This window comes from Mucilaginibacter robiniae (assembly GCF_012849215.1).
GTDB classification, from domain to species: domain Bacteria; phylum Bacteroidota; class Bacteroidia; order Sphingobacteriales; family Sphingobacteriaceae; genus Mucilaginibacter; species Mucilaginibacter robiniae.
This window is the reverse complement of record NZ_CP051682.1, coordinates 2,392,384-2,415,861: the sequence shown is the minus strand read 5'-3', so window position 1 is coordinate 2,415,861 and position 23,478 is coordinate 2,392,384. Positions and strand designations below refer to the sequence as shown.

The window sequence follows — 23,478 nt, the reverse complement described above, 5'->3', positions numbered from 1 at the left end:
CGTTTATGAGGATGATTTAAGTACGTTAACCATAAATTATCGCTTTTTAGTTTAGCTTTGATTTGTGAATGCGCTTAATTTTAACCAAAAATGGATTTTAGTAACCGGAGCCTCATCCGGTTTGGGCTATGAGATGGCACAGCAGCTGGCCCGTAAATACAAAGCCAACCTGATTGTGGCTGCCCGCCGTGCTGATAAGCTGAACCAGCTGAAAACAGAACTGGAACAGCAGGCAGGTGTGCAGGTAAAAGTAGTAGTAGCTGATTTATCGGTACCTGAGGATATTGACCGTTTGTTGCAGGAAAGCCTGAACGGGCAGCAACTGTACGGTGCTATTTTAAACGCAGGCGTAACCTTTTTTGGCCCTCATGCCGACATGCCTGCTGGTGATTTTGAACGTTTGCTGCAAACTAACGTAGTAAGCGTGGTACGCTTGACCACCGAACTGGTTAAGCATTTTGAACAACCCGGCCGCGAAGGTGGTATTATGGTGGTTTCGAGCATGGCGGCGTTGTTTCCGGTGCCTTACCAGGCGGTTTACTCGGGCACCAAGGCATTTATTATGAGCTTTGTAAATGCGCTGGCGCTTGAAATTACAAACCCGCAGCTATCATTAACCGTATACGCGCCCGGTGGCATTGCTACCGAAATGACCGAAGGTGAAAAGTTTAATGATTTAAAGGGCTGGCTAATGCCGGTTGCACAGGCTGCCCACGAAGGCTTAGACGCTTTACAGCAGCGTAAATATAACCATGTACCAGGAGCGCTTAACCGTATAGGTGGTGCATTTATGAAGCTGATGCCTAAAAAGTTTATTGTTGGGCAGTTGGGCAAAACCTACCGTAAATCATTAGCTAAGTTGCAGGAAAGTAAATAACACATTTCGAGTAAATTAATGTTGTGTGAAATTGTACACTAAATAAGTCACACCTTTGACGGGAACAACTTTTTATTATCATATTTGATTTGAAAAGTACTTCCGCTTTATTGAAAAACTAAAAATTATTATACCTATGCAGGAATTAGATCCAACTATTCTTCAGAAGGCAAATGTATGGCTTCAGGGGAATTATGATGCTGATGTTAAGCAAGCTATCCAAAAGTTAATAGACGAGAAAGCATATACGGAACTGACGGATTCGTTTTACAGAGATCTGGAATTTGGAACGGGCGGCCTTCGTGGCACCATGGGGCCAGGTACTAACCGGATTAACAAATATACGATTGGTGCTGCTACGCAGGGTTTAGCTAATTACCTGAAAAAAACCTACCCGAATGAGCAAGTTAAAGTAGCTATTGCACACGATAGCCGCAACAACTCTGATTTGTTTGCCGGCATTACTGCCGATGTTTTTTCGGCCAATGGTATTCATGTATATTTCTTTAAAGAGCTGCGCCCTACACCGGAGCTTTCTTTTGCTATCCGTCAACTGGGTTGCAAAAGCGGTGTAATGCTGACTGCTTCACATAACCCAAAAGAATATAATGGTTATAAAGCTTATGGTGCTGATGGCGGCCAGTTTGTATCACCGCATGATAAGGCCGTGATGGATGAGGTGGCTAAAATCACGGACATCAGCATGGTTAACTTTACCCGTAACCAAGAGAACGTAGAGCTGATTGGCGAAGAAATGGACGAGCTGTATCTGGAAAAAATTACCGGCTTATCGGTATCTCCAGAAGCTATTCAGCGCCAAAAAGATTTAAAAGTTGTTTACTCCTCTATACACGGAACCGGAATTACCATGGTGCCTAAAGCACTGGAGAGATTCGGTTTTGAAAACGTGATTTTGGTAGAAGAGCAAGTTAAGCCTGATGGTAATTTCCCAACGGTAGTTTACCCGAACCCTGAAGAAAAAGAAGCCTTAACACTGGCTCTGAAAAAAGCGCAGGAAGTAGATGCCGACTTAGTATTGGCTACCGACCCTGACTGCGATCGCGTAGGTATTGCCGTAAAAAATGCAGAAGGCGAGTTTGTTTTGCTGAATGGTAACCAAACCGGTAGCCTTTTAATTAACTACATGCTTACTGCATGGCAGGAAAAAGGCAAGCTAACCGGTAACGAGTACATTGTAAAAACCATTGTAACCTCGTACCTGATGGATGCCATTGCTGAAGAAAAAAATGTAAAATGCTATAATACTTTAACTGGCTTTAAATACATTGGCGAGCTGATGACCCAATTTGAGGGCAAACAAACCTTTATTGCCGGTGGCGAAGAAAGCTATGGTTATCTGATTGGCGAGTTTGTGCGTGATAAGGATGCTATTGTATCCAGCGCGTTTATTGCCGAAATGACCGCCTTCTATAAAGATAAAGGCAGCAGCTTGTTTGAGGCGTTAGAAGATACTTACCTGAAATATGGTTTCTATAAAGAAAAGCTGATTTCAATTACCAAAAAAGGTAAAAGCGGCGCTGAAGAAATTGTAGCCATGATTGAAAAGTTCCGCAACAACCCGCCGGTAACTTTAGGTGGTTCAAAAGTGGTGGTACTGAAAGATTATGAGAAACGCGTAGAAACTGATTTAAATACCAATAGTACCCAACCTATTGAGTTGCCAAAATCAGACGTGCTACAGTTCGTTACCGAAGATGGCAGCATTATTTCTGCCCGCCCATCAGGTACCGAACCTAAAATCAAATTCTATTGCAGCGTAAAGGGTGAACTGAAAAGCAGAGAAGCTTACCACGAAACCGAAAAGCAGCTGGAAGCTAAAATTGACACCATTATGCAGGATTTAGGCGTATAAGCTGAAAAATCTTGTATGTTTTAAATAACAAGAGGCTGTCTCAAAAGGGCAGCCTCTTATTGTTTTAGGATATTTTTGGTATCTTAAAGGCATGGGAGGCAAGATAGTCTTTAAGGAATATGATCCAGACCAGTTAACGTTTTTACCGTACAAACTGGAGGAACTGGTACCGACAGGTCATCCGGTCCGTATCGTTAAACAGGTCGTGGACACGGTAGATGTCAAACCGATCAACCGGAAGTACAAAGGCGGCGGGGCGTCAAGTTTCCATCCCCGGCTGATGCTGAAGCTGCTGGTTTACGGCTATCTGACCAATACTTATTCCTCACGCAAACTGGAAGAACAGGCCGCGCAGAACGTACACTTCATGTGGCTTTTAGGGATGAAAAAGCCCGACCACAACACCATCAACCGTTTTCGCAGCGAGAAGTTGTCAGGCGTCTTAAAGCAGATCTTCTCACAAATCGTGTTGCTGCTCGAGCAGGAAGGTATCGTATCCTTGAAAGAAGCCGTTTTTACTGATGGTACCAAGATCGAATCAGCGGCGAACAAGTACACCTTCGTATGGGGCAAAAACATCAAGGCGAATAAAGATAAGATGAAAGCCCAGCTTGATGAACTGTGGGGTTATGCGCAAAGCATTGCCGCCGAAGAACTAAAAGATACAGCGCCCTTGGAATATAGTGAGATCAACCCGGAGAAAGTAAAGGAAACCATCTCAAAGATCAATGCAGCCTTAGATGATAAAGAAGACGTAGACAAAAAAGTAAAGCAAAAGCTGAACTACGCAAAGAAGCACTGGCCGGAGAGCCTGGCACGGTATGACGAGCAGGAAAAGTTATTAGCCGGCCGTAACAGCATGTCAAAGACCGACCCGGATGCCACCTTCATGCGGATGAAGGAAGACCATATGCTGAACGGACAACTTAAGCCGGCCTATAACCTGCAGATATCCACCCAGGAGCAATTCATCCTTAATTATACCCTGCATCAAACCTCAACCGATTACCAAACCTTGTCTTCCCATATTGAACAATACCAAGCCTTATATAAAGACCTGCCCAAAGCCATTGTTGCCGACACCGGCTACGGATCGGATGAGAACTACGGTGTGTTAGCGCGAAAAGGCATTGAGGCTTACATCAAATACAATACGTTCGATAAGGAACAAAAGGACGGTATCAAAGCGTTCAGTAACGACAGCCTGCATTATAACGAAGCGGAGAATTACCTTGTTTGTCCGATAGGTCAATGGATGGCGCATATCGGTAACGGTCAGCGAGTCACTTCATCTGGTTTTGTACAACTGATCAGCCGTTACCGTGCCCAGAACTGTGAAGGTTGCCCGATGCGTGGTGTTTGCCATACTACACAGGGTAACCGGGTCGTTGAGATCAACCACAGCCTAAGACAACATAAACAGGCAGCCAAAGAACGGTTGAATACAGAACAGGGTATCAACCTCAGGAAACGAAGGCCGGCCGATGTGGAACCGGTATTCGCCCAATTAAAGCATAACCATGGCTTCAGACGATTCCTGCTGAAAGGGATGTCCAAGGCCGAGGTCGAAATCGGCTTATTATCCATCGCACATAACCTAAGAAAATGGAAAACCTGAAAACAAGCTTTTTATAGACTTTTAGAACCTGTTAGAATCAATCCCCCGGTTCTTAAACGGCTGCTGACATCTTTCACTCAACCTTCCAACCAAAAATCATAACTAAATAAAAAACCGCCTCATATTTGACTTATGAGACGGCCTCTTTTTAGCAAATTAAACTTACTATAATTTACATTTTCAGCTTCATACTGCTGGCAATAGATTCAACCATGCTTAAGTGATGTTTCAGCTTAGGCAAAGTTTGTGTAGCAAAAGCTTTGATATCAGCATCTTTTGATTGGGTTGATGCTTTTTCAAAAATGGCAATAGTTTGTTTATGGTCGGCAATCATCATGGTTACATAATTTTTGTCGAACATGGCGCCACTGGTTTTAGTTAATAGCGGGCTAGCTGGTGGAGTTGTTTTAGGCACCATATAGCCTTTTGATTTAGCAATTTTAGCCAACTTTTCATTCGCCATAGTATGATCGGTTATCATTTGCTTACCGAAAGCTTTTACACTGGCGCTGGTTCCTTTTTGTTCAGCCAGTTTGCCGGCAGCAACTTCTTTCATACCACCTAAAGCCGCATTTTTAACAAAGTTGGTGGTTACGGTATCTGTTGTTTGTGCATGTGCAAACGTGGCTATAAAAGCACTCAGCACCATTAATAAAGCATACTTTTTCATAATAGTTAAATAGATGTATTTTGAGTATAACCCGAACCCGCACTATTGGTTTGTATCTGCATAAAAAAAGACCGCTTATACAGCAGTCTTTCTTACTCCTTTACGGAGTTTAATTTTTTAGCTGTTTACACTCCTGTTTTAAAGCAGGAGGTAAGCCTTATTTTAATCTTCAACGGTACGGATGGCGACCTTAATTTTCTCGGCTGTAGCTTCCAGCTGTTCGGGCGTAAAGCTTAGTTTAGGACGGGCAAAATTCAGATCGTCCACTTTGTTCATGGGTATCAGGTGAATGTGCGCGTGAGGCACTTCCAAACCAATTACCGCAACACCCACTTTGCGGCAGGGTATAGCGGCTTTTATACCGGCGGCTACAATTTTTGCAAATAGTTGTAAGCCGGTATACAGGTCATCATCCAGATCAAATATATAATCTACTTCTGTTTTCGGGATCACCAGCACGTGCCCTTCAGCCAGTGGACTAATGTCCAGAAAAGCCAGGTAATCTAAACTTTCGGCTACTTTATAAGCCGGTATCTCGCCCGAAACGATTTTTGAGAAAATAGTTGTCATGGATTTGTTATTGATTTATTAAGTATATAAAGTAATTGAGTAACACCTTAAAGCTTTATCTCGCATTAAACATCAAGATAATAACTTAGTAACTCAATTATCAGTAACGATGTGCTATCTGCTTATTTCTAAAATTTCAAACTCCATTTTACCGGCAGGTACCATAATTTCGGTTTTATCGCCTACTTTTTTGCCCAGCAGGCCTTTGGCAATAGGTGAGCTTACAGAGATTTTACCCGCTTTTAAATCGGCTTCACTTTCAGATACCAGTTGGTAAGTCATGGTAGCACCGTTTTTCACATTTTTAATCTTCACTTTCGATAAAGCCAGCACCTTTGAAGTATCAATTTTTGATTCATCCAGCAAGCGGGCATTCGCCAGCAGCTCTTCCATTTTGGCTATTTTGGTTTCATGATGACCTTGCGCTTCTTTAGCCGCATCATACTCGGCATTTTCCGATAAATCACCTTTATCACGAGCTTCAGCAATAGCTTTAGCTATGTTGGCCCGGCCCGTAGTTTTTAACTGCTGTAATTCTTCTTTTAACTTTTCTAAACCATCTTTGGTGTAGTATGCAACCTCTGCCATAACGCACTATTAAGTTTTTTCAATAAATGTTCTTGCCTTCATCAGCTATCAAAAAAAACCGCCCTTCCTGTTGTTAAGAAAGGACGCGACAGCTACTAAAAACAAACAAGACTATGTGAGCCAGTGCCATCATAGTCTTGTTTGGTATAAAACGAAGATAAGAAGTTTAAATTTTATAATCCAAATTTTTTATTTTCTCCGCCATTACCTCGCTTATTTTCCGGTACGATTCAAAAGTCCAGCCGGCCACATGCGGGCTCAATATTACCTTACCCGATTGCCGCAGTTCTTCAAACCAGCTTTGCTCACCCAAGGCCGGAAACTTTTCTACTTCCAGCACATCCAATCCCGCTCCCAAAATTCTCTCATTCCGTATGCCATTCAGCACGGCCTGTGTTTGCACCACCTTACCGCGTGATGTATTCAGCAAATAAATAGGCTTATTAAAGGCGGATAGAAATTCATCATTCACCAAACTATTGGTTTCGGTAGTAAGCGGTACGTGAAGGCTTAACACGTCGGTATGCTGTACAATTTCTTCCAGGCTGGCCTCGCGAGCATACGCATCACTAAAGTTGGTTTTATATTTATCGTAAGCAATAACGTTTACCTCAAAACCTTGCAGTTTGCGGGCAAAGGTTTGCCCCATATTACCATAACCAATAATACCTATGGTTCGGCCTTTTAGTTCGTGGCCCCGGTTGGCTTCGCGCTGCCACAAGCCGGCACGCACTTCAGCATCGCCCCGGTTCAAGTGATTCATGAGTGATAGGAGCAAGCCCATAGCGTGTTCGCCAACTGCATCCCGGTTGCCTTCTGGGGCATTTATCAGCATAATGCCTTTTTGCCGGGCATAATCTTCATCAATATTATCCATACCGGCACCTGCCCGGGCAATAAAGCGCAGGTTGGTAGCAGCATCAATTACCTCACGGCTTACCTGAAATTTAGAGCGAATTACCAAGCCTTCGTAATTACCAATAATAGGCATTACCTGCTCCAGCTTAAGCAAAGGTTGATAATCGCACTGGTAGCCTACGGCTTCCACTTGCTCTATAAAAATGGGATGCAGATCGTCGACAATGAGGATGTTATTCTTCAAATCAGGTGAATTAATTTGAAGGCAAAAGTATTTAAATACCGGTATAATCTAAAAATTAGAAAGCTAGGGCATAATGGCATTCATTTGCCCTATATGCCCTAACTTAAAATTCATCTTGCTAAAATCCCTGCTCATCAGCACTTGGGCCGTAGCTGCCAGGGATAGGAATATTAAGCAAACGCAGGTAAACGCCTAATTGAGCCCGATGGTGTACAATCTGGTTCAGTGCCGTACGAGCCATTTCACCTTTTGTACAGGTCATGAAGATCTCGTCGCCTTGTCTGAGTACCCAAGGTTCATCCAGCGTTTCTTCTTTTGCTTGCTCCAGGCTTTGCGTGCCGCTTTGTACCGCTTTTTCAAAATTAGCCAGTAATTCAGCCGAGCTGTTCAATACCGCTTCCTGCCAGTTGGTGTTGTTAAAATCCAGCTCGTCGGTAGTTAGGCTCATAGTAATCCAGTTAGGCAAATCGGTGATGTGGGTAGTTAGCCTTTTAATGGTCATGCTTTTCGGGTGCGGTTGCCAATCGAATTGATCATTAGGTACGCGTTCCAAAAATTTACGGGTGGTTTGGGCTTCGTGCGCTAGTTCTTTCAAGAAAGTTTTTAAAAGTGACATTGTATTAGTGTTTTGTTATGTCACAAAAGAAGCACAGCCGAATGACAGCCCTATGTCAGCAGGGAAACCACCTCACAAACTTTCTTCAATCTTTTTAATCATCTGCCTGATTTTAGCTTTCATATCCATTGGTTCTATAATTTGGGCCTGGTCAGCAAACATCAGGTACCAGCGCGCAAAACCTTCTACCGACCGGGTTAAAAAGCGCATTTCTACATGGTCGGGCAGTATAGTTTCGGCCACAAAGCCATGATAAAACCGTTCCTGACCCAAATACACGGCAACTTCCTTTTTGACGTGTACAACGATGTTTACCAAATCCACTTCCCGGTAAAGGCGGGTTAAATGCTGTTGCAGAGGAGGGTGGAGGGTTTCAAAATGCTGCTCCGTTGTATCTAGCGAGATTAGCCTGTCAAAACGGAAATCACGATAATCGCTCCGCAGCCTGCAATAGGCAATCAGGTGCCAATGGTTATCTAGGTAAAATGTGCCTACAGGCTCAATCAGGCGTTCTGTTTTATTGTCCTGATAGGCCGCTTTGTACACCAGATGCAGTATCCGTTTTTCTGCAACAGCCTGTAAAATGGTTTGTAGCGAGTTAACCTGAACCGGATTTTGAATAACGCTTCGGGATTGCAGCACTTCAATATGGTTGTTTACCGTTGCCAGAAAATCTTTATCGGTATTGCGCAGCACCGCTTTAATTTTGTACATGGCCGATTGATAGCTGGCTCCATTAGCTGCATCGGTTAGCTTTTCTACCATCTTTTCGGCAGTTAAAAAGGCCACAACTTCATCGCGGGTAAACATAATAGGTGGCAGCCGGTAGCCATCCGCCAAGGAGTAACCTACACCCGCTTCACCAATTAAAGGAATGCCGGCTTCTTCTAAAGTTTTAACATCCCGGTAAACCGTTCGCAAGCTGATGTTGAATCGGCTGGCAATATCACTGGCCTTAACCGTTCGGCGCGATTGCAGCTGAATCAAGATGGCAGAAATACGATCAATCCGGTTCATGCGGGTTGGTTAAGCAGGAATTTGTAGTCAGAATATGCTAGAACTAAACTTATCGGCTAGCGGCAATCTTATTAGTCAACGCTACAAAGTCCTGTACGGTTAATCGTTCGGCGCGTAAGTCTAATTGCACTTCGTCAGTCATGGCTTCTTTATTAATTAAGGCCGATAAGGCATTGCGCAAGGTTTTACGACGCTGGTTAAAACCCGCTTTTACGACCTGCCAGAACAACTTCTCATCACAAGGCAATTGCTCCACTTCATTACGCATAAGCCGTATTACCGCTGAAAGTACCTTAGGCGGTGGATTGAACACGCCTGCTTTTACCGTAAACAAATATTCTACTTTGTAGTACGCCTGCAAGAAAACGCTCAGAATGCCATACTCCTTGCTGCCGGCCTTAGCCGTACAACGTTCGGCAACTTCTTTCTGAAACATGCCGACCACTTCAGTTACCTGCTGCCGGTTATCCAGTACCTTGAATAAAATTTGGGATGATATATTGTACGGAAAGTTGCCAATAACCGCCATCGGGCCGTTAAATAAACTGGCAAAATCCAGCTCCAGAAAGTCGGCATTGATTAAGCGCTGACCTAGCTGCGGGTATTTTTTCTGCAAAAACAGGTATGATTCGGTATCGATATCAATCAGGTAAGTTTCGTACTCGGTTTTCTGCAACAAAAAATCAGACAGGATGCCCATACCCGGACCTACCTCCAGCACCTGTGTGTAGCGGCCTTCGGGGCGCAAGCTATCCACAATCTTGGCAGCTATATTTTTATCGGTTAAAAAGTGTTGTCCTAAATGCTTTTTAGCTCTTACCAATGACATGCGTTAGCTTATATTTTGTACAAATTACGTTATATTTACGCTGGCCTAGTAAACATAACTGCTAAAAAATCTTTTTATTTGCATACACTAAGCCTCAAAAGCAACCTGCAACGGGCCAAATTTAACCCTGTAGCAGCCTGCCGGCGCAACAATACAAACCAGTGTAATCATATAAAAACAATGAGTGAGAAGTTAAAAATAGGTATCAGCATTGGCGATGTAAACGGCATTGGGCTGGAAGTAATCATCAAAACGCTGGCCGATAACCGCATATTAGATTATTGCACGCCTATTGTTTACGGGCACACCAAAGTAGCTTCTTTTCACCGCCGTACTGTACATGTACACGATTTAAACTTTAATATCATCACCAGTGCCGATCAGGCCAACCCGAAAAGAGCAAACCTGATTAACTGCTGGGAAGAAGATGTAAAACTGGAATTGGGCCAAGCTACCGAAACAGGCGGCAAGTATGCCTTCTTATCATTAGAGCAAGCTACAAACGATTTGGTATCGGGCGCTATTGATGCACTGGTTACCGCACCCATCAATAAAGATAATATTCAAAGCGAAAACTTCAATTTTCCGGGGCATACCGAGTATTTACAACAACGTGCCGGTTCGCCCGAGGTATTGATGTTTTTGGTAAGCGATACCCTGCGGGTAGGCGTGGTTACCGGCCACATACCGGTAGCTAAGGTAGCCGAAAGTATTTCGGTAGAAAAAATACTGGCAAAACTGGTGCTGATGAATACCAGCTTAAAGCAGGATTTCTGGATACGTAAGCCGAAAATTGCCGTCTTGGGCTTAAACCCCCATGCTGGCGATAACGGTTTGATTGGGCAGGAAGAAAAAGAAATCATCATCCCGGCACTGGAAGAAGCACGCTCGCAGGATATTTTAGCTTTGGGCCCATACCCTGCAGATGGATTTTTTGCCAATGGCAGTTACCTGCAATTTGATGCGGTACTGGCCATGTACCACGACCAGGGCCTGATTCCATTCAAGCAAATTTCGTTTGAGTCAGGCGTAAACTATACGGCCGGGTTAAGCTTTGTGCGCACCTCGCCCGATCATGGCACGGCGTATGATATTGCCGGTAAAAACAAAGCATCCGAAACATCATTCCGCGAGGCACTGTTTCAGGCTATCCATATTGTGAAAAACCGTCGGGAAACGGCGGTGCTGAATGAAAACCCGCTAGCCTTTACTAAGTTGGCACGCGATCGCGATTAAAAACACGTTAATAATCAAGCTAACAAGCACGTGCTTGTTAGCCTTTTAAAACCTTGCGTTTGTGAAAACATTATCGTACTTTTCTGTAATGGCTATACTGGCCGTTTCCATGTCATGCAATAATCGGTCTGCTACGTCTGATAGCAGCATATCCTCATCCAATCCCTTTTTGCAGCCCAGCAACCTGCCGTTGCAGGCGCCTGATTTCAGCAAAATTAAGGATAGCGACTTTAAGCCGGCTATAGAAGAAGGCATGAAGCAGCAACAAGCCGAAGTGCAAAAAATAGCCGATAACCCGGAAGCGCCTACTTTTGAAAACACGCTGGTGGCAATGGAAAAAAGCGGCCAGTTGCTTAATCGTGTTAACCATGTTTTCAACCTGCTCAGTGCGGCCAATACTAACCCTGAGTTACAAAAAGTACAGGAAGAAGAAGCGCCAAAGTTATCGGCCAATAGTGATGCTATCTACTTAAACCCTAAATTGTTTAAACGTGTAGCCGCCATTTACCAAAAGTGTGATGCTTTGAAATTGGATGCAGAATCGAAGCGATTGGTGGAGTATTACTATCAGCAGTTTGAACTGGCTGGTGCAAAACTAACCGACGATCAGAAAAACGAATTAAAAAAACTGAACGGCGAAGAAGCTACGCTGAATGCCAAGTTTACCAACCAACTGCTGGCTGCCAGCAAGGCTGGTGCTTTGGTTATTGATAACAAGGTCGCCTTAGCCGGCTTACCCGATAACCAGGTGGAAGCAGCGGCGCAAGATGCCAAAGCAGCTAATCAAAGCGGTAAATGGCTGATCCCTTTGCAAAACACCACGCAACAACCCGCATTGCAATCCCTCACTAACCGTGCTACCCGCCAGAAACTGTTTGAAGCTTCCTGGACGCGCGCCGAAAAAGGCGATAGTACCGATACCCGTAAGGCAATTGCTCGCATTGCGGAAATCAGAGCGGCTAAAGCCAAGCTGATGGGCTTCCCGAACTATGCGGCCTGGAAACTGCAAGATCAAATGGCACAAAACCCGCAAGCGGTAGAACAGTTTTTAAGCAAACTGGTACCTGCGGCTACCGCCAAAGCCCGCCAGGAAGCGGGTGAGATACAAACGGTAATTGACCAACAAAAAGGCGGCTTTCAGTTACAACCTTGGGACTGGAACTACTATGCCGAGCAGGTGCGTAAAGCCAAATACGACTTGGATGAAGACCAGGTAAAACCCTATTTTGAATTGAACAAGGTTTTGCAGGATGGTGTGTTTTATGCCGCTAACCAACTGTATGGCTTAACGTTTAAAGAACGCAAAGACTTACCGGTTTACCAGAAAGATGTACGTGTTTTTGACGTGTTTGATAAAGATGGCAGCCAATTAGGCTTGTTTTACTGCGATTACTTTAAGCGCGATAACAAACAAGGCGGTGCCTGGATGAGTAACCTGGTAGAGCAATCGAAATTGATGGGTACCAAGCCCGTGATTTACAACGTATGTAACTTTACCAAACCAGCTCCCGGTCAGCCGGCGCTGATTAGCTTTAGCGATGTAACCACCATGTTCCACGAGTTTGGGCATGGTTTGCACGGTTTGTTTGCCAGTCAGCAATACCCTAGCATTTCGGGCGCAAATACCGCACGTGACTTTGTAGAGTTCCCTTCGCAATTTAATGAGCATTGGGCATCCGACCCAAAAGTGTTTAAGCACTATGCGGTTCATTATAAAACCGGTCAGCCAATGCCACAATCGTTAATTGATAAAATTAAAAAAGCTGCTACGTTTAACCAGGGTTATGCCTTAACCGAGGCCTTAGCTGCCGCCAGTTTGGATATGCAATGGCATACGCTACCTGCTGGCGCGCCTTTACAGGATGTAGATCAGTTTGAAAAAACGGCTTTACACAAAACTCAGGTAGATTTACCCCAAGTGCCGCCACGCTACCGTTCCAGCTACTTTCTGCATATCTGGAGCAATGGTTATGCTGCGGGCTACTATGCCTACGCCTGGACCGAAATGCTGGATCATGATGCTTTCTCGTGGTTCCAGGAAAACGGTGGTTTAACCCGCCAGAATGGCCAGCGTTTCCGCGACATGATTTTATCTAAAGGCAACACTGAAAACTACAACACCATGTTCCGCGCCTTCCGCGGTCATGCTCCAGATATTCATCCGATGCTGGTAAATAGGGGATTGATTGCGAAGTAGAAGTTGAGGTTAGAATTAAAGCTGGTGCTACCGCAAGCGTCATACTGTGTAAATAAACAAGTCCCTCAGGCACATTTTTCTAAAAATTTTGTTTGGAATATAGGAGGCGACGTTGGGTTAACCACTACAGGTATGGTATACGGATCGTTAAATATGACCCTATTGGATAAAAAAACGGGGGCTGTGATGATTGGAGATGAAAACAAGGTAGATAATTATAAATTCGACATGCAAAAAAATAGACCACTAAGAAAGATTGCTACATGGGCGGGTAGACCCGGCGGCTTAAATGACGGAAAAGATTTCGTTATTAAGGGCTATGGGCATGCAACTGTACCAATTGAAAATAATATATATGAAAAAAGCGTTAAAATTATTATTTGTTGTGGTGATTTTAGGAGTTTTATATTTAATATATGATGACCTCTCTTTCGATCCGTTAAATAGAGCTGACTTTGCGAAAATATTTGTTGGATACAATGGTAAAACCAAACTTGACTGTAAAAAAGACTTCACCGGCATCACTACAAGTGGAGGTTTTTTTGAGCTTTATGTGTATTCTCTTGGTGACGTCAAAGTTAATAATAACTACCCTCAGTTTAATAATTGGGAGAATAGTACTGTCACCAGGGAAACGACTATTGGTAAATGGCGGAACTGTCCTATCAATAAAGATGTTATAAAACTGTATAGATTTACCATAGGAGCTGATAATCTTAACACTTCTGATTGCGCCATTTCATTTAAAAACGAGATACTAAATCCCCGAAATTTCTACAGTTATATATCAATTAACGACACAGAACAATATTTTTTTCTTTATTCATCGGCGACAAACAAGTTTTACTATATACGCCGAAAAGAGTAGTGTATCAGGTTGGTCGTGAATCAAAGTTGTGGTTAACATAACAACTTGCAAATCCTATAAATTAAAATAACCAAGCCTTTTAACCGGGGCTTTTGTTGTTTTAATGAGCGTAAGCTTTACCAGTTTTTGCATTACTGATAATGGCATTAGCCAAGAAAATGAGTTTATCCTTAACAGAGGGTTCGAGTTCTTCGATCTCGTCGATCAGCTTTAGGGTTTGCTTGTCAAAAGCAGCCATATCACTACCTCAAGCCAAATAATCCAAAGACCCCCTTGTGCTGGCGCACGCCTGCGGCGTGTGCCTTAATTATAGCCTTACAGCTTCCTTGTTCATAACCCATCCAACTACAAATAAACAATGTCTAGCAACCTCGCTCGCGAGTTTGCAACTAGTGGTAAAAACAAGTAAAGCTAACAGCTTCTAAACTAACACTTACCATTTGTAGATTTCGAGTATACAGATGTCCAAATCTTCAAAAACACTGACAAAACAGTACCACCACTGCCAATGGTTTGTCAGTGTTACAGGGTGTTACACGCTGAAACATGTAACACCTGTAACACCAATTTAAAACAATAAGATTTCATCTTGATTCCTGATTCTATCTTCTTGACTCTCGCTTACTGCACCATAAATACCGCATTGCCAAACAGCAGCTTGCCATTCTCCCAAAAGCTGCGGAACAGCGGGTCATCAGCCAAATACACCACCGAACCCCGACCCAAAGGTTGTACGCCGAAAACGAGGCCACTGCTTAGCTTGTCTTTTGCCTTCTGGCCTACAAAACCGGATGTATAACCGCCTTTTTTCAGGGTGCCTACGCTCCAGCCATCATCGCCTAAATAATCGTACACATCGCTGCTTAACCGCAAGGTATAGTAAAACTTAGGATACCCATAACCCAAAGGATGGGTATTATCCAAATTCAGCTTGAAAATAGCGCCGGGTACATTGTAGCGTATAGCATCTCGTTCCCTGTTTTCATAGGGTCTGAGTTCTGCGGGTTTGCTGCCTGGCTTACTATCTTTCGGATCTTCTTTCTTTTTCAGGGCAAAACCTTTCCGATCTGCCAGCTGCCCGACTGCATCGCCCATTGCAATCAGCTTGCCGCCATCGCGTACCCAATTTTGCAACCGTTCTGACGGGAAATCTTCATAGTTACCGTCGGGTACAATCGCCAAGTCAAAATCAGCCATACGCACCCGGTATAAATCGTGATAACGCACCAGTGTAACGGGATAGCCTACTTCTTTTTCAAAGTAGTGCCATACTTCGCCCATGGCTTCGGCGTTTACACCATCGCCGGTCATCAGCATAATACGTGGCTTTTGAAGGTAATGTACCACGCCCGAACCCAAATCGGCACCCTTATCTACAAAGCCTGTAGTAAGCGGCACAAGGGTACGGCTGCAATCATGAGCGGCCTGCATAACCACCTGGTCAAAGTCCGGATTACTATTATCCGCCTTGGTAATAATGAGCGAGCCTGGATTATAGCTTTTTCCATTAGCCGTAAACGCCGCCGATGCATAACGCACCCTAATGTTCTTGCTCAGCAGAGCTGCCAGAAACTTGACATCCTGCACCGATTGCCAGTTGGATACATAGGCATAAGCATGTTCAGGCGGTGGCGGAGCAACAGTCACCGGTGTTTTAGCAATACTACCTGGCTTAATAGACTCACTTACCCCATAAGCTTTCAAACCATACACGTACGGTAACGACCAAGCCGTAATATCGTACGTGTTTGAGTCTGTTACTAAGGTCTTAGGCTCCATTAATACGTGCATTAATACCGCTTTAGGCTGATAGGCATTAATCACCATATCGCCGGCGTTTACCTCAAAGCTTTCAGTTTGCCCGCTGAAGTAATTGTAACCTCTGGCTTTACGGTTTACGCCAAATTCATATTGTATGCGATTTCGGTCCAGCAATTGCGCTAAGGCACGCAACTTATCCGGATTTTCATTTTTAATAATGTATGTTTTGTAGGGCCCCGGTGGGTTGGTGCGGCTGTTATCATAAAACTTCTTAAACTCAGCCAGTACTTTTTGAGCATGGGCTGAGGTAACTTCTACCGTACTCAAGGCATTGCTGTAATGATGTGCAATACGGTCGGCTAGGGTTAGGGTATCGCCATTGCGGGTTTGTATAGCTAATCCGGCACCAATACCGCCCTGCTCGTACGTCATGCCGATAGAACCATTGTAAATGGGGTAGGTATCGCCGTAAGATGGATATAACAAGTCGAACTCTTCTTTGGTAAAATACAGCCAGCCGTTCTGATCAAAGTATTTGGCGTTGTTTTTACCAATGGTGGTTTGAAATTCGCGCTGCCAGGGGGTAATATCTTTATGAAAAGGCTCAGCGGCCGGGGCAAAGTAGTATGGTGCATTATAACCCTGCTCATGAAAATCTACATGCACCTCGGGCAACCACCTGTTAAACAAGCCCACACGGCCCTGTACCTCTGTTTGCGTTTGCCAAGCCCAGTCGCGGTTCAAATCAAAGTAGTAGTGGTTTACACGTCCGCCCGGCCAAGGCTCCATGTGCTCGCGCGATGAAGGGTTGGCGTTCGGTTGGACACCACGTGCCTGATTGTAAAAATCCACATACCGCTCACGACCATCTGGATTCAGACATGGGTCAATCACCACCAACGTGTTTTTGAGCCAAACTTGCGTGCGGCTGTTGGCTGGATTGGCCATATCATACAAGGTTTGCATAGCCACCTCGCTGCTGCTGGGCTCGTTGCCATGCACATTGTAGCTTAGCCATACAATAGCCGGTGCATTGCTCAACGTAGCTGGACCATTGCTTAGCCCTGCCAAATACAAGTTGTGCTGCCGTATATCTTCCAACCGGTTCATATTTTCAGCAGAACCGATGAAAGCAACCATCAGTGGCCGGCCTTCGGGCGTTGTACCGTACGATACCAGCTTAACATTCTTAGTGGTTTGCGCTACATACTTAAAATACTCGGCAATACGGTGGTGAAAAGTAAATTGACTGCCCAGTTGATACCCCAAAAACTCGGCTGGCGATTGCAACGTTTGCGCAATGGCTGAACAGGTAAAAACAATAAAAAAGAGCAGGGTATATATTCTTTTCATGGGCTGTACTTAGCAAGGTGTTATTCAGCTTCTAAGCTAATAAACTCCCGAATAATTACACTTGGCTTGCTTTAAATTATTGCAAGAACCGCCTTTATTTGGTATATTAATAGTTTATTTTGCATACATGACCCCTTTACAGGCGCTACATAAATATTACGGATATACCCAGTTCAGGCACCAGCAGGAAGCTATTATACAGCAAATTTTAAATGGGCGCGATGCCTTGGTACTGATGCCTACCGGTGGAGGCAAATCACTCTGCTACCAGTTACCGGCGGTATTACTGCCTGGCTTAACCCTAGTTATTTCGCCGCTGATTGCCTTGATGAAAGATCAGGTAGATAGCTTAAACCTGAACGGCATCCCGGCAGCTTACTTGAACTCTACCCAAAGCAGCGATGAGCAGCAAAATATCATTAACCGCTTGCGGAGCGGCGATATCAAACTGCTGTATCTGGCTCCCGAAAGATTATTCGGTTCGGAAAGCCGGCTGGTGAGCTTTTTAAAATCTTTGCCGGTAAGCTTGATTGCCATTGACGAGGCGCACTGTATATCGCACTGGGGGCACGATTTCAGGCCCGAGTACCTGATGCTGTCTAACTTAAAAACCGAGTTCCCAAAAACACCAGTAGTTGCCCTAACAGCCACTGCCGATCAGCTCACGCGTCATGACATCAAAGAAAAGCTTGCTTTGCACCAACCAGCTGAGTTTGTATCTTCTTTCAACCGGCCGAATATTACGTACAAAGTTGTCCCTAAAAAAAATAGTTACAATCAACTGCTGGATTTTCTAGCAGAACGCAAAGAAGATTCGGGTATCATCTACTGCTTATCACGCGTTTCAACTGAAGATCTGGCGGCTGATTTACGTGCCCAAGGTTATGCTGCCGAAGCCTACCACGCCGGATTAGATAATGAAACTAAGGCCCGTAACCAAGACAAATTTCTGCGTGATGAAATTAAGGTGATGGTGGCCACTATTGCCTTTGGTATGGGCATCAATAAAAGCAATGTGCGCTATGTGGTACATTACGATTTGCCTAAGAATATTGAAGGTTATTACCAAGAAACAGGCCGTGCTGGGCGGGATGGCTTGCCATCAGAAGCCGTGCTGTTCTTTTCGGCTGGTGATGCATTTAAGCTGCAGCGCTTTGCTCGTGTAGAAGGAAATGAAGAGCAAAGCCGCATTATGCTGAAAAAGCTGGATGATATGGTAAAATACAGCCAATTGCAAACTTGCAGGCGGCAGTACCTGATGCACTATTTCAATGAACCTTTTCCAGATCATTGCGGTTCGTGCGATGTATGCTTAACCGAGTTTAAGAAAATTGACGGAACGGTCATTGCACAAAAGGCCTTATCAGCTGTAAGCCGGTTAAACCAGCGGTTTGGCAATACCTACGTGATTGATTTTTTGCGGGGTTCTAAAAGTGAAAAGATACGCGAAGAACATAAGCAGCTAAAAACCTACGGCATCGGTGCTGATTTAAGCAAAGCCGATTGGCAACGCTATATAGGGCAACTGATATTACAGGGTTATTTGCAGATTACGGATGATGGCTACCCAATATTGAAGCTTACCCCAGCCAGTGATGCCGTACTGAAAGGTCAGCAGAAAATTGAGTTTACTTTAGCGGAAAACATAGAGGAAGCAGCTGAAATACAAACCCCATCTTATGAGTCTGACTTATTGCCTGATTTAAAAACGATTCGCTTTAATTTAGCCATGAACGAGAATGTGCCGGCTTATTTGATCTTGTCGGATGCTACATTGCTGGAAATGGCTACATATCTGCCACAAACCTTAGATGAGCTGGGCCGCATATCAGGCTTTGGTGAGGTGAAGCTGGCTAAATATGGCGATGCTTTTTTGCAGATTATAATAAACTATTGTGATAAAAAGGGTTTATCTTCCAAGATAGGTAGCAAGCGTACTAAAGCCGCTACCAAAACGAAAGCCAGTCGGCCAACCTCGGGTAATACGCAACGCGAAAGCTTTGAATTATACCGTTCCGGTAAAACGATCAGTGAAATTGCTGCCCAGCGCAGCTTATCGACAACCACTATTGAAAGCCATTTGTGCAGTTTTGTTCAAACTGGCGAGCTGGACATTAGTGAAATGGTGCCTCCGCGTAAAATGCCAGCTATCCAGGAAGCAGCAGAAAGCTATGGCACCGAGCGCCTAGCCCCATTAAAAGAAGCGCTGGGAGATGATTATACCTATGCTGAAATTAAGGCCGTATTGAGCTGGATGAAACGGGAAGTACAAGCCTGATTTATGCTTTGGTTGGTTTAAAAAAATTCATTTATTAATACATTGATTACCTTGCCCGACTCAATCCATCTGTACAGGAGGCATCCTCTGGTTTAATAAGCAAGGCTTTTTCAAAATATACACGGGCATTGGCTTTGTTACCTGCCATCAGGTATGACCAGCCTAGCATCTGGTTGCCATCATAATCAAACGGATACAAGGTGATTAAACGGGTAAAATATCTGATAGCTGTATCATACTGTTTTCGGGTATAATAAATATATCCCGTCCAGTAATTAGCCTGCGTATTTTGCGGATCAATTTTAAGTATGGCATTATATTGAGCCAGCACTCTTTCATTGCTTTGCAATAAGGCTAAAGGTTTAATATAACCAAATTTAGCCTCAACAGCGTTGGGGCGTAACGCTACCGCACGGGCATAATAAGTTTCGGAAGCCGTATAGTTTTTATTTAAAAAATAAAGCCAGCCTAAACGCAGGTTGGTTTCATAGTCATTATCACTGTAAAAAGGTTTAATGTCGTTAATAGCCGCTATGTAGTTCTTTTTATATTCATTAGCGTAACTGTTCTGATAAGCCTTCTGCATAGCAGCTGCCGATTGTGCATGCACCTGTATAGCAAGGCATAAACCCAGAGTCAGCCCAACTATTGGCTTTAAAACTTCCATGTAAATCCTCCCGTTATTGAATGTTGGTTGTATTTCGCGTCCCGATAATAATCTTTTTTTCGCTCATACATATAGTTAAGATAAAAAAGCAGGTGCTTGTTTACCTGATAATAAGCTGTACCACTTGCTTTAAATGTGGTAATATCTAAGGCATTATACAAATACAGGCCATCAGCTTCAGCATAATTATTTAATCGTCCAAAAGTAGCCGAACCTTCCAGCCATGTATTTTTAACTGCCTTAAAGCCTATCACCTGGCTAAATACAGGCTTTGTACTACCATCCTGCTGCAAAACCGTCCCCCGGGTAATAGTATATAAATTCAGATTACCTTTAGGGTATAAGGTTACTTGCACATTGTATTGCCTTACGCTAGTATCATTCAGGCGGCTAAAATTAGCATCAGCCTGCAAGTCATAATAAGTGCCGGTATATTTTACACCAGCCACTTCCAAGCTGTTATGATAACTTCTCTCTTCATATCCGGTATGCAGATAATGAAAAGCACCTATCAGCGTAAGCCGGTTTACCGGCGTATAGCTTAGCTTACCGTAGTACTCTGTTTGCCGAACTGAATTACTCCTTAAAGCATTCAACTCCTCATTAGTTTGCTGATTGTTAAAGGGAACGTTATTTTGCCTACGGTAATGTATCGACTGATGAAAATACACCAATGATTGATCAAGCTGCACCCGCCAGCCCAGCTGGTTACTTAACGAAGCACGGGTGTATGATGCAGTACCGCGCAAGCTGTTATCCGGAAATTTCAATCCGGTTTCCAGTCCGGTTTGTATCAGCCCCCATGAAGATAGATTTTCCTGATTTAATGTAACGGTATCTAATTTACTGGCATGGTAATAAGCCAAGCTATTACGGTTCAGGTACAAATTACATAAGTAACTGTAGTAACGGGCAATAAGGTTGTAAGCATCTTTGCGTAACACCTCATTATACTGCAACAATGCCCCACTGTAATTACCCGTACTTAATTGTGCATACCCCATACGTAGTCGCAACAGTACAAAATCATTGCCTGATGCAATGGCCTGCCGCCCATAAACAATTAACTCCTGCCAATTACCCGATTGATATAATGCATAAGAAGTACTATCAGCTTGCTGGTAACTAATAGACTGCGCTTTAGTGGTTATAACACCCCAAGCCAGAATGATGGTTAATAGGTACTTGGAATATGCCATTTCGCTTCTGTGGTTTTGCCGTTCAGGGTTATGGTAAATGCAGATAAGCTGTTATTGCTGATATGCAGTGCCGCCTGCATAACCAGTTTGCGGCGGCCAGGTGTTACTTTATATTCTGCCGATTGAATGATGAACTTTCCGGAACTATAGCTCACACCACTTTCGTAAGTACGTTTGATAAACTGGTAAAAAGGTGCTAATACATCCTGAAGCCATAAACCGGGTTGGTAGCCTTCTAATTGTAGCGGAAACACATCTGTGGTTTTAACCTCTGCATCGGCAGTAAAAATGATTTTATATGCCGCCAGATAGAAATAGTATAATAACGACCCTTGATATCCATAAAAGCTGGTAAAGTAAAAGGCCGTACCATTATTAATAAAATAAGCCGTTGCACCAGTTTCTACGCTATACAAGTAAGTTTGATTCAGCGTGTCGGTATGTACCTCCCAGGTCTCGTGGCGGCCATCCTGCGTTGTAATTACAGCGCTGTAACCCGGTTGCAGGTTGAACGCCTGTTTCAACGGTAAACTAACATCAACCGCACTTATGGTAGTGCCTTGTGCCGGTATCTGATAGCTGCATAAGCGGGCATCTTTATCTGTTTGTTGCTTTAAGTAATAAGCAAACGGATAAGGCAGGGTTTTGGAACCAATGTAAGGCAGCGTTTGTATTTGAAAATGTAAATGCGGCTCTGGCGAACGGCCGGAATTACCACATAAACCCAGAAAATCACCTTGCTTTACAAACTCTCCGGCTTTTACTTTGATGGAATATTGCCGCAGGTGTGAAACTTTACTGTATACCCCAGTTAGGTGTTTAATTATTACCGTATTGCCCCAGTTTTGCTGCAAGTTGATTGTACCTATTTCATTATCCTCCACATAATCAACCACAGCTTCCACTATGCCATCGGCACAAGCCAATACAGGTTTATTAAAGCAGTAAAAATGTTCAGGGCGTGTACCCGATTCCTGATAGGTTTTATCATCTTCATCCTGAATAACAAAATCAAGTGCCTGTGCCCAACCACCTTGGTGAGTAATATCACCATTATACCCCTGCGATACCGTCCAGCTGCCTAAAAAAGGCAGGTTCAGCTTTAAGTATTGTAAATTTCGTAACCGATCTTTATTGTTTAGGTACAGATACAAATTGGTTTCGGGCGAGTAATGTTGCAAAGGCGTTAGCTGCAATTTACCCGCACCAGTACGAAGTATGAAAAAGTAAAGTAGCAAAATAGTAAGCACGCAGAACGGCAGTGATAAGGCCGGTAAACTATAAACACTTAGCATTTTGGTAAAAGCACCCACCAGCAAAAACGCAACCGGAACACTTATGATGGCCCACAAGTAGGAGTATAAAGAGGGGATCAGAAAAAAGCCGCCAATGGCCAAAGCTACCATCATGAAGTTAACCCCAAGGTGGTAATGACCTATACCCTCTGGATAAATACCCAGCCAGGCATTAAACGCGCAAGCCACCGCAAAGCCCAGCACCAGCAGGCTGAAACTAATACGGGAGTGTACAAACAAACCCACACTCATCACCAAACCGGCTACTACGCTATCCTGAAAGAACAGTGCGCTAATTGCCCTGAAAAACAGTTTGATGTAATAAGGCAACTGTACATTGTTAAAGCTGGCAAACAATATATGTGGCTCAATTACCTGCCCGGCCGATAATTCATTAAGTAAATAGCTTTGTTTAGGCAGCAAGCCAATTTCGGCATAGCTGCTAGCTGCCAGCAGAATCATCCAGAAGCCTAAAACAAACGGCACTGTTAAAACCGGTAAACCGTACTTACCCAGCCAACTGGTTAGCACTACAGTTAATATCAAAGTAAATATACATGCTACTGCTAACCAAACGCAAAAAGCGGCATTGACATGGTAAAAAGAGCCTATACCTATACCTATCAGTAACGTATTAAAACTGTACAATCCGGCTTGTATGTTTTCGCGCTGATAGCTTAACTGGTTAACGATAAGCAGGGTACCACATACACACACCAGCCCTGCTAAGCCTGCAACCGGGTTGAAGAAAGATACCACTACCAATAACGCACCCAATACACTGTTTTGTGAAAAAAACAGGATAGCATAGCTGTTAAGCAAAGCCTGAATAAAGTATAGAATGCGTTTCTTCAATTGTTATTT

Annotated in this window: 20 protein-coding genes; 8 read left to right on the top strand and 12 right to left on the bottom strand. The window is 43.8% G+C overall.

Annotated elements, in window-relative coordinates:
• The first annotated feature begins 64 nt into the window (after nt 1-64).
• The 3 genes from HH214_RS10820 to HH214_RS10810 all read left to right on the top strand — a co-directional run bounded on the left by HH214_RS10820 (nt 65) and on the right by HH214_RS10810 (nt 4,368).
• Nucleotides 65-877 carry an SDR family NAD(P)-dependent oxidoreductase gene (locus HH214_RS10820; RefSeq protein ID WP_169607572.1) on the top strand — a complete coding sequence of 271 codons (813 nt, stop codon included), beginning with the start codon at nt 65-67 and terminating at the stop codon, nt 875-877.
• A 136-nt stretch (nt 878-1,013) separates the two neighbouring features.
• On the top strand, nt 1,014-2,750 hold the full coding sequence (locus tag HH214_RS10815) for a phospho-sugar mutase (RefSeq protein WP_169607571.1): 1,737 nt from the start codon (nt 1,014-1,016) through the stop codon (nt 2,748-2,750).
• A gap of 91 nt (nt 2,751-2,841) precedes the next feature.
• Nucleotides 2,842-4,368, top strand: a complete 1,527-nt coding sequence (locus tag HH214_RS10810) for an IS1182 family transposase (protein WP_169605910.1) — start codon at nt 2,842-2,844, stop codon at nt 4,366-4,368.
• Nucleotides 4,369-4,540: 172 nt separating this feature from the next.
• Here the strand turns inward: HH214_RS10810 and HH214_RS10805 are convergent, their stop codons facing one another.
• The 7 genes from HH214_RS10805 to rsmA all read right to left on the bottom strand — a co-directional run bounded on the left by HH214_RS10805 (nt 4,541) and on the right by rsmA (nt 9,760).
• Entirely contained in the window at nt 4,541-5,038 is a 498-nt protein-coding gene (locus tag HH214_RS10805) for a DUF4142 domain-containing protein (protein ID WP_169607568.1), read from the bottom strand.
• A gap of 162 nt (nt 5,039-5,200) precedes the next feature.
• Nucleotides 5,201-5,608 (bottom strand): HIT family protein, encoded by a 408-nt coding sequence (locus HH214_RS10800; RefSeq protein WP_169607567.1) that lies wholly within the window; start codon nt 5,606-5,608, stop codon nt 5,201-5,203.
• 114 nt (nt 5,609-5,722) lie between these two features.
• Nucleotides 5,723-6,196: a transcription elongation factor GreA gene (greA, locus tag HH214_RS10795; RefSeq protein ID WP_169607566.1), complete on the bottom strand. Its 474-nt coding sequence runs from the start codon at nt 6,194-6,196 to the stop codon at nt 5,723-5,725.
• 166 nt (nt 6,197-6,362) lie between these two features.
• Entirely contained in the window at nt 6,363-7,298 is a 936-nt protein-coding gene (locus HH214_RS10790) for a 2-hydroxyacid dehydrogenase (protein ID WP_169607565.1), read from the bottom strand.
• 118 nt (nt 7,299-7,416) lie between these two features.
• Nucleotides 7,417-7,914: a DinB family protein gene (locus tag HH214_RS10785; RefSeq protein ID WP_169607564.1), complete on the bottom strand. Its 498-nt coding sequence runs from the start codon at nt 7,912-7,914 to the stop codon at nt 7,417-7,419.
• Nucleotides 7,915-7,986: 72 nt separating this feature from the next.
• Entirely contained in the window at nt 7,987-8,931 is a 945-nt protein-coding gene (locus HH214_RS10780) for a helix-turn-helix transcriptional regulator (RefSeq protein ID WP_169607563.1), read from the bottom strand.
• Between the two features lie 49 nt (nt 8,932-8,980).
• Nucleotides 8,981-9,760, bottom strand: coding sequence for a 16S rRNA (adenine(1518)-N(6)/adenine(1519)-N(6))-dimethyltransferase RsmA (gene rsmA, locus HH214_RS10775; RefSeq protein ID WP_169607562.1), 780 nt, complete (start codon nt 9,758-9,760; stop codon nt 8,981-8,983).
• A gap of 180 nt (nt 9,761-9,940) precedes the next feature.
• Between rsmA and pdxA the strand changes: the two genes are divergently transcribed.
• From pdxA to HH214_RS10755, 4 genes are all read left to right on the top strand, one after another.
• A complete protein-coding gene (gene pdxA, locus HH214_RS10770) occupies nt 9,941-10,996 on the top strand; it encodes a 4-hydroxythreonine-4-phosphate dehydrogenase PdxA (protein WP_169607561.1) in 1,056 nt (351 codons plus the stop codon).
• A gap of 61 nt (nt 10,997-11,057) precedes the next feature.
• Nucleotides 11,058-13,193 (top strand): peptidyl-dipeptidase Dcp, encoded by a 2,136-nt coding sequence (gene dcp, locus HH214_RS10765; RefSeq protein WP_211166357.1) that lies wholly within the window; start codon nt 11,058-11,060, stop codon nt 13,191-13,193.
• 3 nt (nt 13,194-13,196) lie between these two features.
• Complete coding sequence (locus HH214_RS10760; RefSeq protein ID WP_169607560.1) at nt 13,197-13,613, top strand: hypothetical protein; 417 nt, start codon at nt 13,197-13,199, stop codon at nt 13,611-13,613.
• A complete protein-coding gene (locus tag HH214_RS10755) occupies nt 13,549-14,061 on the top strand; it encodes a hypothetical protein (protein WP_169607558.1) in 513 nt (170 codons plus the stop codon). Before HH214_RS10760 ends, HH214_RS10755 begins: the two co-directional genes overlap by 65 nt.
• 100 nt (nt 14,062-14,161) lie before the next feature.
• On the opposite strand, the gene HH214_RS10750 is transcribed toward HH214_RS10755, so the two are convergent.
• The gene (locus HH214_RS10750) at nt 14,162-14,299 is read right to left on the bottom strand and encodes a hypothetical protein (RefSeq protein ID WP_169607556.1); all 138 of its coding nucleotides are present in this window, start codon (nt 14,297-14,299) and stop codon (nt 14,162-14,164) included.
• 383 nt (nt 14,300-14,682) lie between these two features.
• The gene (locus HH214_RS10745) at nt 14,683-17,175 is read right to left on the bottom strand and encodes a M14 family metallopeptidase (RefSeq protein WP_169607555.1); all 2,493 of its coding nucleotides are present in this window, start codon (nt 17,173-17,175) and stop codon (nt 14,683-14,685) included.
• Nucleotides 17,176-17,302: 127 nt separating this feature from the next.
• Here HH214_RS10745 and recQ point away from each other — a divergent pair, with 127 nt between their 5' ends.
• Entirely contained in the window at nt 17,303-19,453 is a 2,151-nt protein-coding gene (gene recQ, locus HH214_RS10740; protein WP_169607553.1) for a DNA helicase RecQ, read from the top strand.
• Between the two features lie 46 nt (nt 19,454-19,499).
• Here the strand turns inward: recQ and HH214_RS10735 are convergent, their stop codons facing one another.
• From HH214_RS10735 to HH214_RS10725, 3 genes are read right to left on the bottom strand one after another with little or no spacing between them, the layout of a single operon-like run.
• A complete protein-coding gene (locus HH214_RS10735) occupies nt 19,500-20,120 on the bottom strand; it encodes a tetratricopeptide repeat protein (RefSeq protein ID WP_169607551.1) in 621 nt (206 codons plus the stop codon).
• Nucleotides 20,108-21,319 carry a tetratricopeptide repeat protein gene (locus HH214_RS10730; protein WP_169607549.1) on the bottom strand — a complete coding sequence of 404 codons (1,212 nt, stop codon included), beginning with the start codon at nt 21,317-21,319 and terminating at the stop codon, nt 20,108-20,110. The genes HH214_RS10735 and HH214_RS10730 overlap by 13 nt, the downstream gene beginning before the upstream one ends.
• Nucleotides 21,295-23,469, bottom strand: coding sequence for an urea transporter (locus tag HH214_RS10725; protein WP_169607547.1), 2,175 nt, complete (start codon nt 23,467-23,469; stop codon nt 21,295-21,297). The genes HH214_RS10730 and HH214_RS10725 overlap by 25 nt, the downstream gene beginning before the upstream one ends.
• Between the last annotated feature and the right edge of the window lie 9 nt (nt 23,470-23,478).

What these genes read in the sequence shown, in the direction of transcription:
- HH214_RS10815 (WP_169607571.1), top strand. Translation starts at nt 1,014, where the DNA reads ATGCAGGAATTAGATCCAACTATTCTTCAGAAGGCAAATGTATGGCTT.
- HH214_RS10810 (WP_169605910.1), top strand. Translation starts at nt 2,842, where the DNA reads ATGGGAGGCAAGATAGTCTTTAAGGAATATGATCCAGACCAGTTAACG.
- HH214_RS10805 (WP_169607568.1), bottom strand. Translation starts at nt 5,038, where the DNA reads ATGAAAAAGTATGCTTTATTAATGGTGCTGAGTGCTTTTATAGCCACG.
- HH214_RS10800 (WP_169607567.1), bottom strand. Translation starts at nt 5,608, where the DNA reads ATGACAACTATTTTCTCAAAAATCGTTTCGGGCGAGATACCGGCTTAT.
- greA (WP_169607566.1), bottom strand. Translation starts at nt 6,196, where the DNA reads ATGGCAGAGGTTGCATACTACACCAAAGATGGTTTAGAAAAGTTAAAA.
- HH214_RS10785 (WP_169607564.1), bottom strand. Translation starts at nt 7,914, where the DNA reads ATGTCACTTTTAAAAACTTTCTTGAAAGAACTAGCGCACGAAGCCCAA.
- HH214_RS10780 (WP_169607563.1), bottom strand. Translation starts at nt 8,931, where the DNA reads ATGAACCGGATTGATCGTATTTCTGCCATCTTGATTCAGCTGCAATCG.
- rsmA (WP_169607562.1), bottom strand. Translation starts at nt 9,760, where the DNA reads ATGTCATTGGTAAGAGCTAAAAAGCATTTAGGACAACACTTTTTAACC.
- pdxA (WP_169607561.1), top strand. Translation starts at nt 9,941, where the DNA reads ATGAGTGAGAAGTTAAAAATAGGTATCAGCATTGGCGATGTAAACGGC.
- HH214_RS10755 (WP_169607558.1), top strand. Translation starts at nt 13,549, where the DNA reads ATGAAAAAAGCGTTAAAATTATTATTTGTTGTGGTGATTTTAGGAGTT.
- HH214_RS10750 (WP_169607556.1), bottom strand. Translation starts at nt 14,299, where the DNA reads ATGGCTGCTTTTGACAAGCAAACCCTAAAGCTGATCGACGAGATCGAA.
- HH214_RS10745 (WP_169607555.1), bottom strand. Translation starts at nt 17,175, where the DNA reads ATGAAAAGAATATATACCCTGCTCTTTTTTATTGTTTTTACCTGTTCA.
- recQ (WP_169607553.1), top strand. Translation starts at nt 17,303, where the DNA reads ATGACCCCTTTACAGGCGCTACATAAATATTACGGATATACCCAGTTC.
- HH214_RS10735 (WP_169607551.1), bottom strand. Translation starts at nt 20,120, where the DNA reads ATGGAAGTTTTAAAGCCAATAGTTGGGCTGACTCTGGGTTTATGCCTT.
- HH214_RS10730 (WP_169607549.1), bottom strand. Translation starts at nt 21,319, where the DNA reads ATGGCATATTCCAAGTACCTATTAACCATCATTCTGGCTTGGGGTGTT.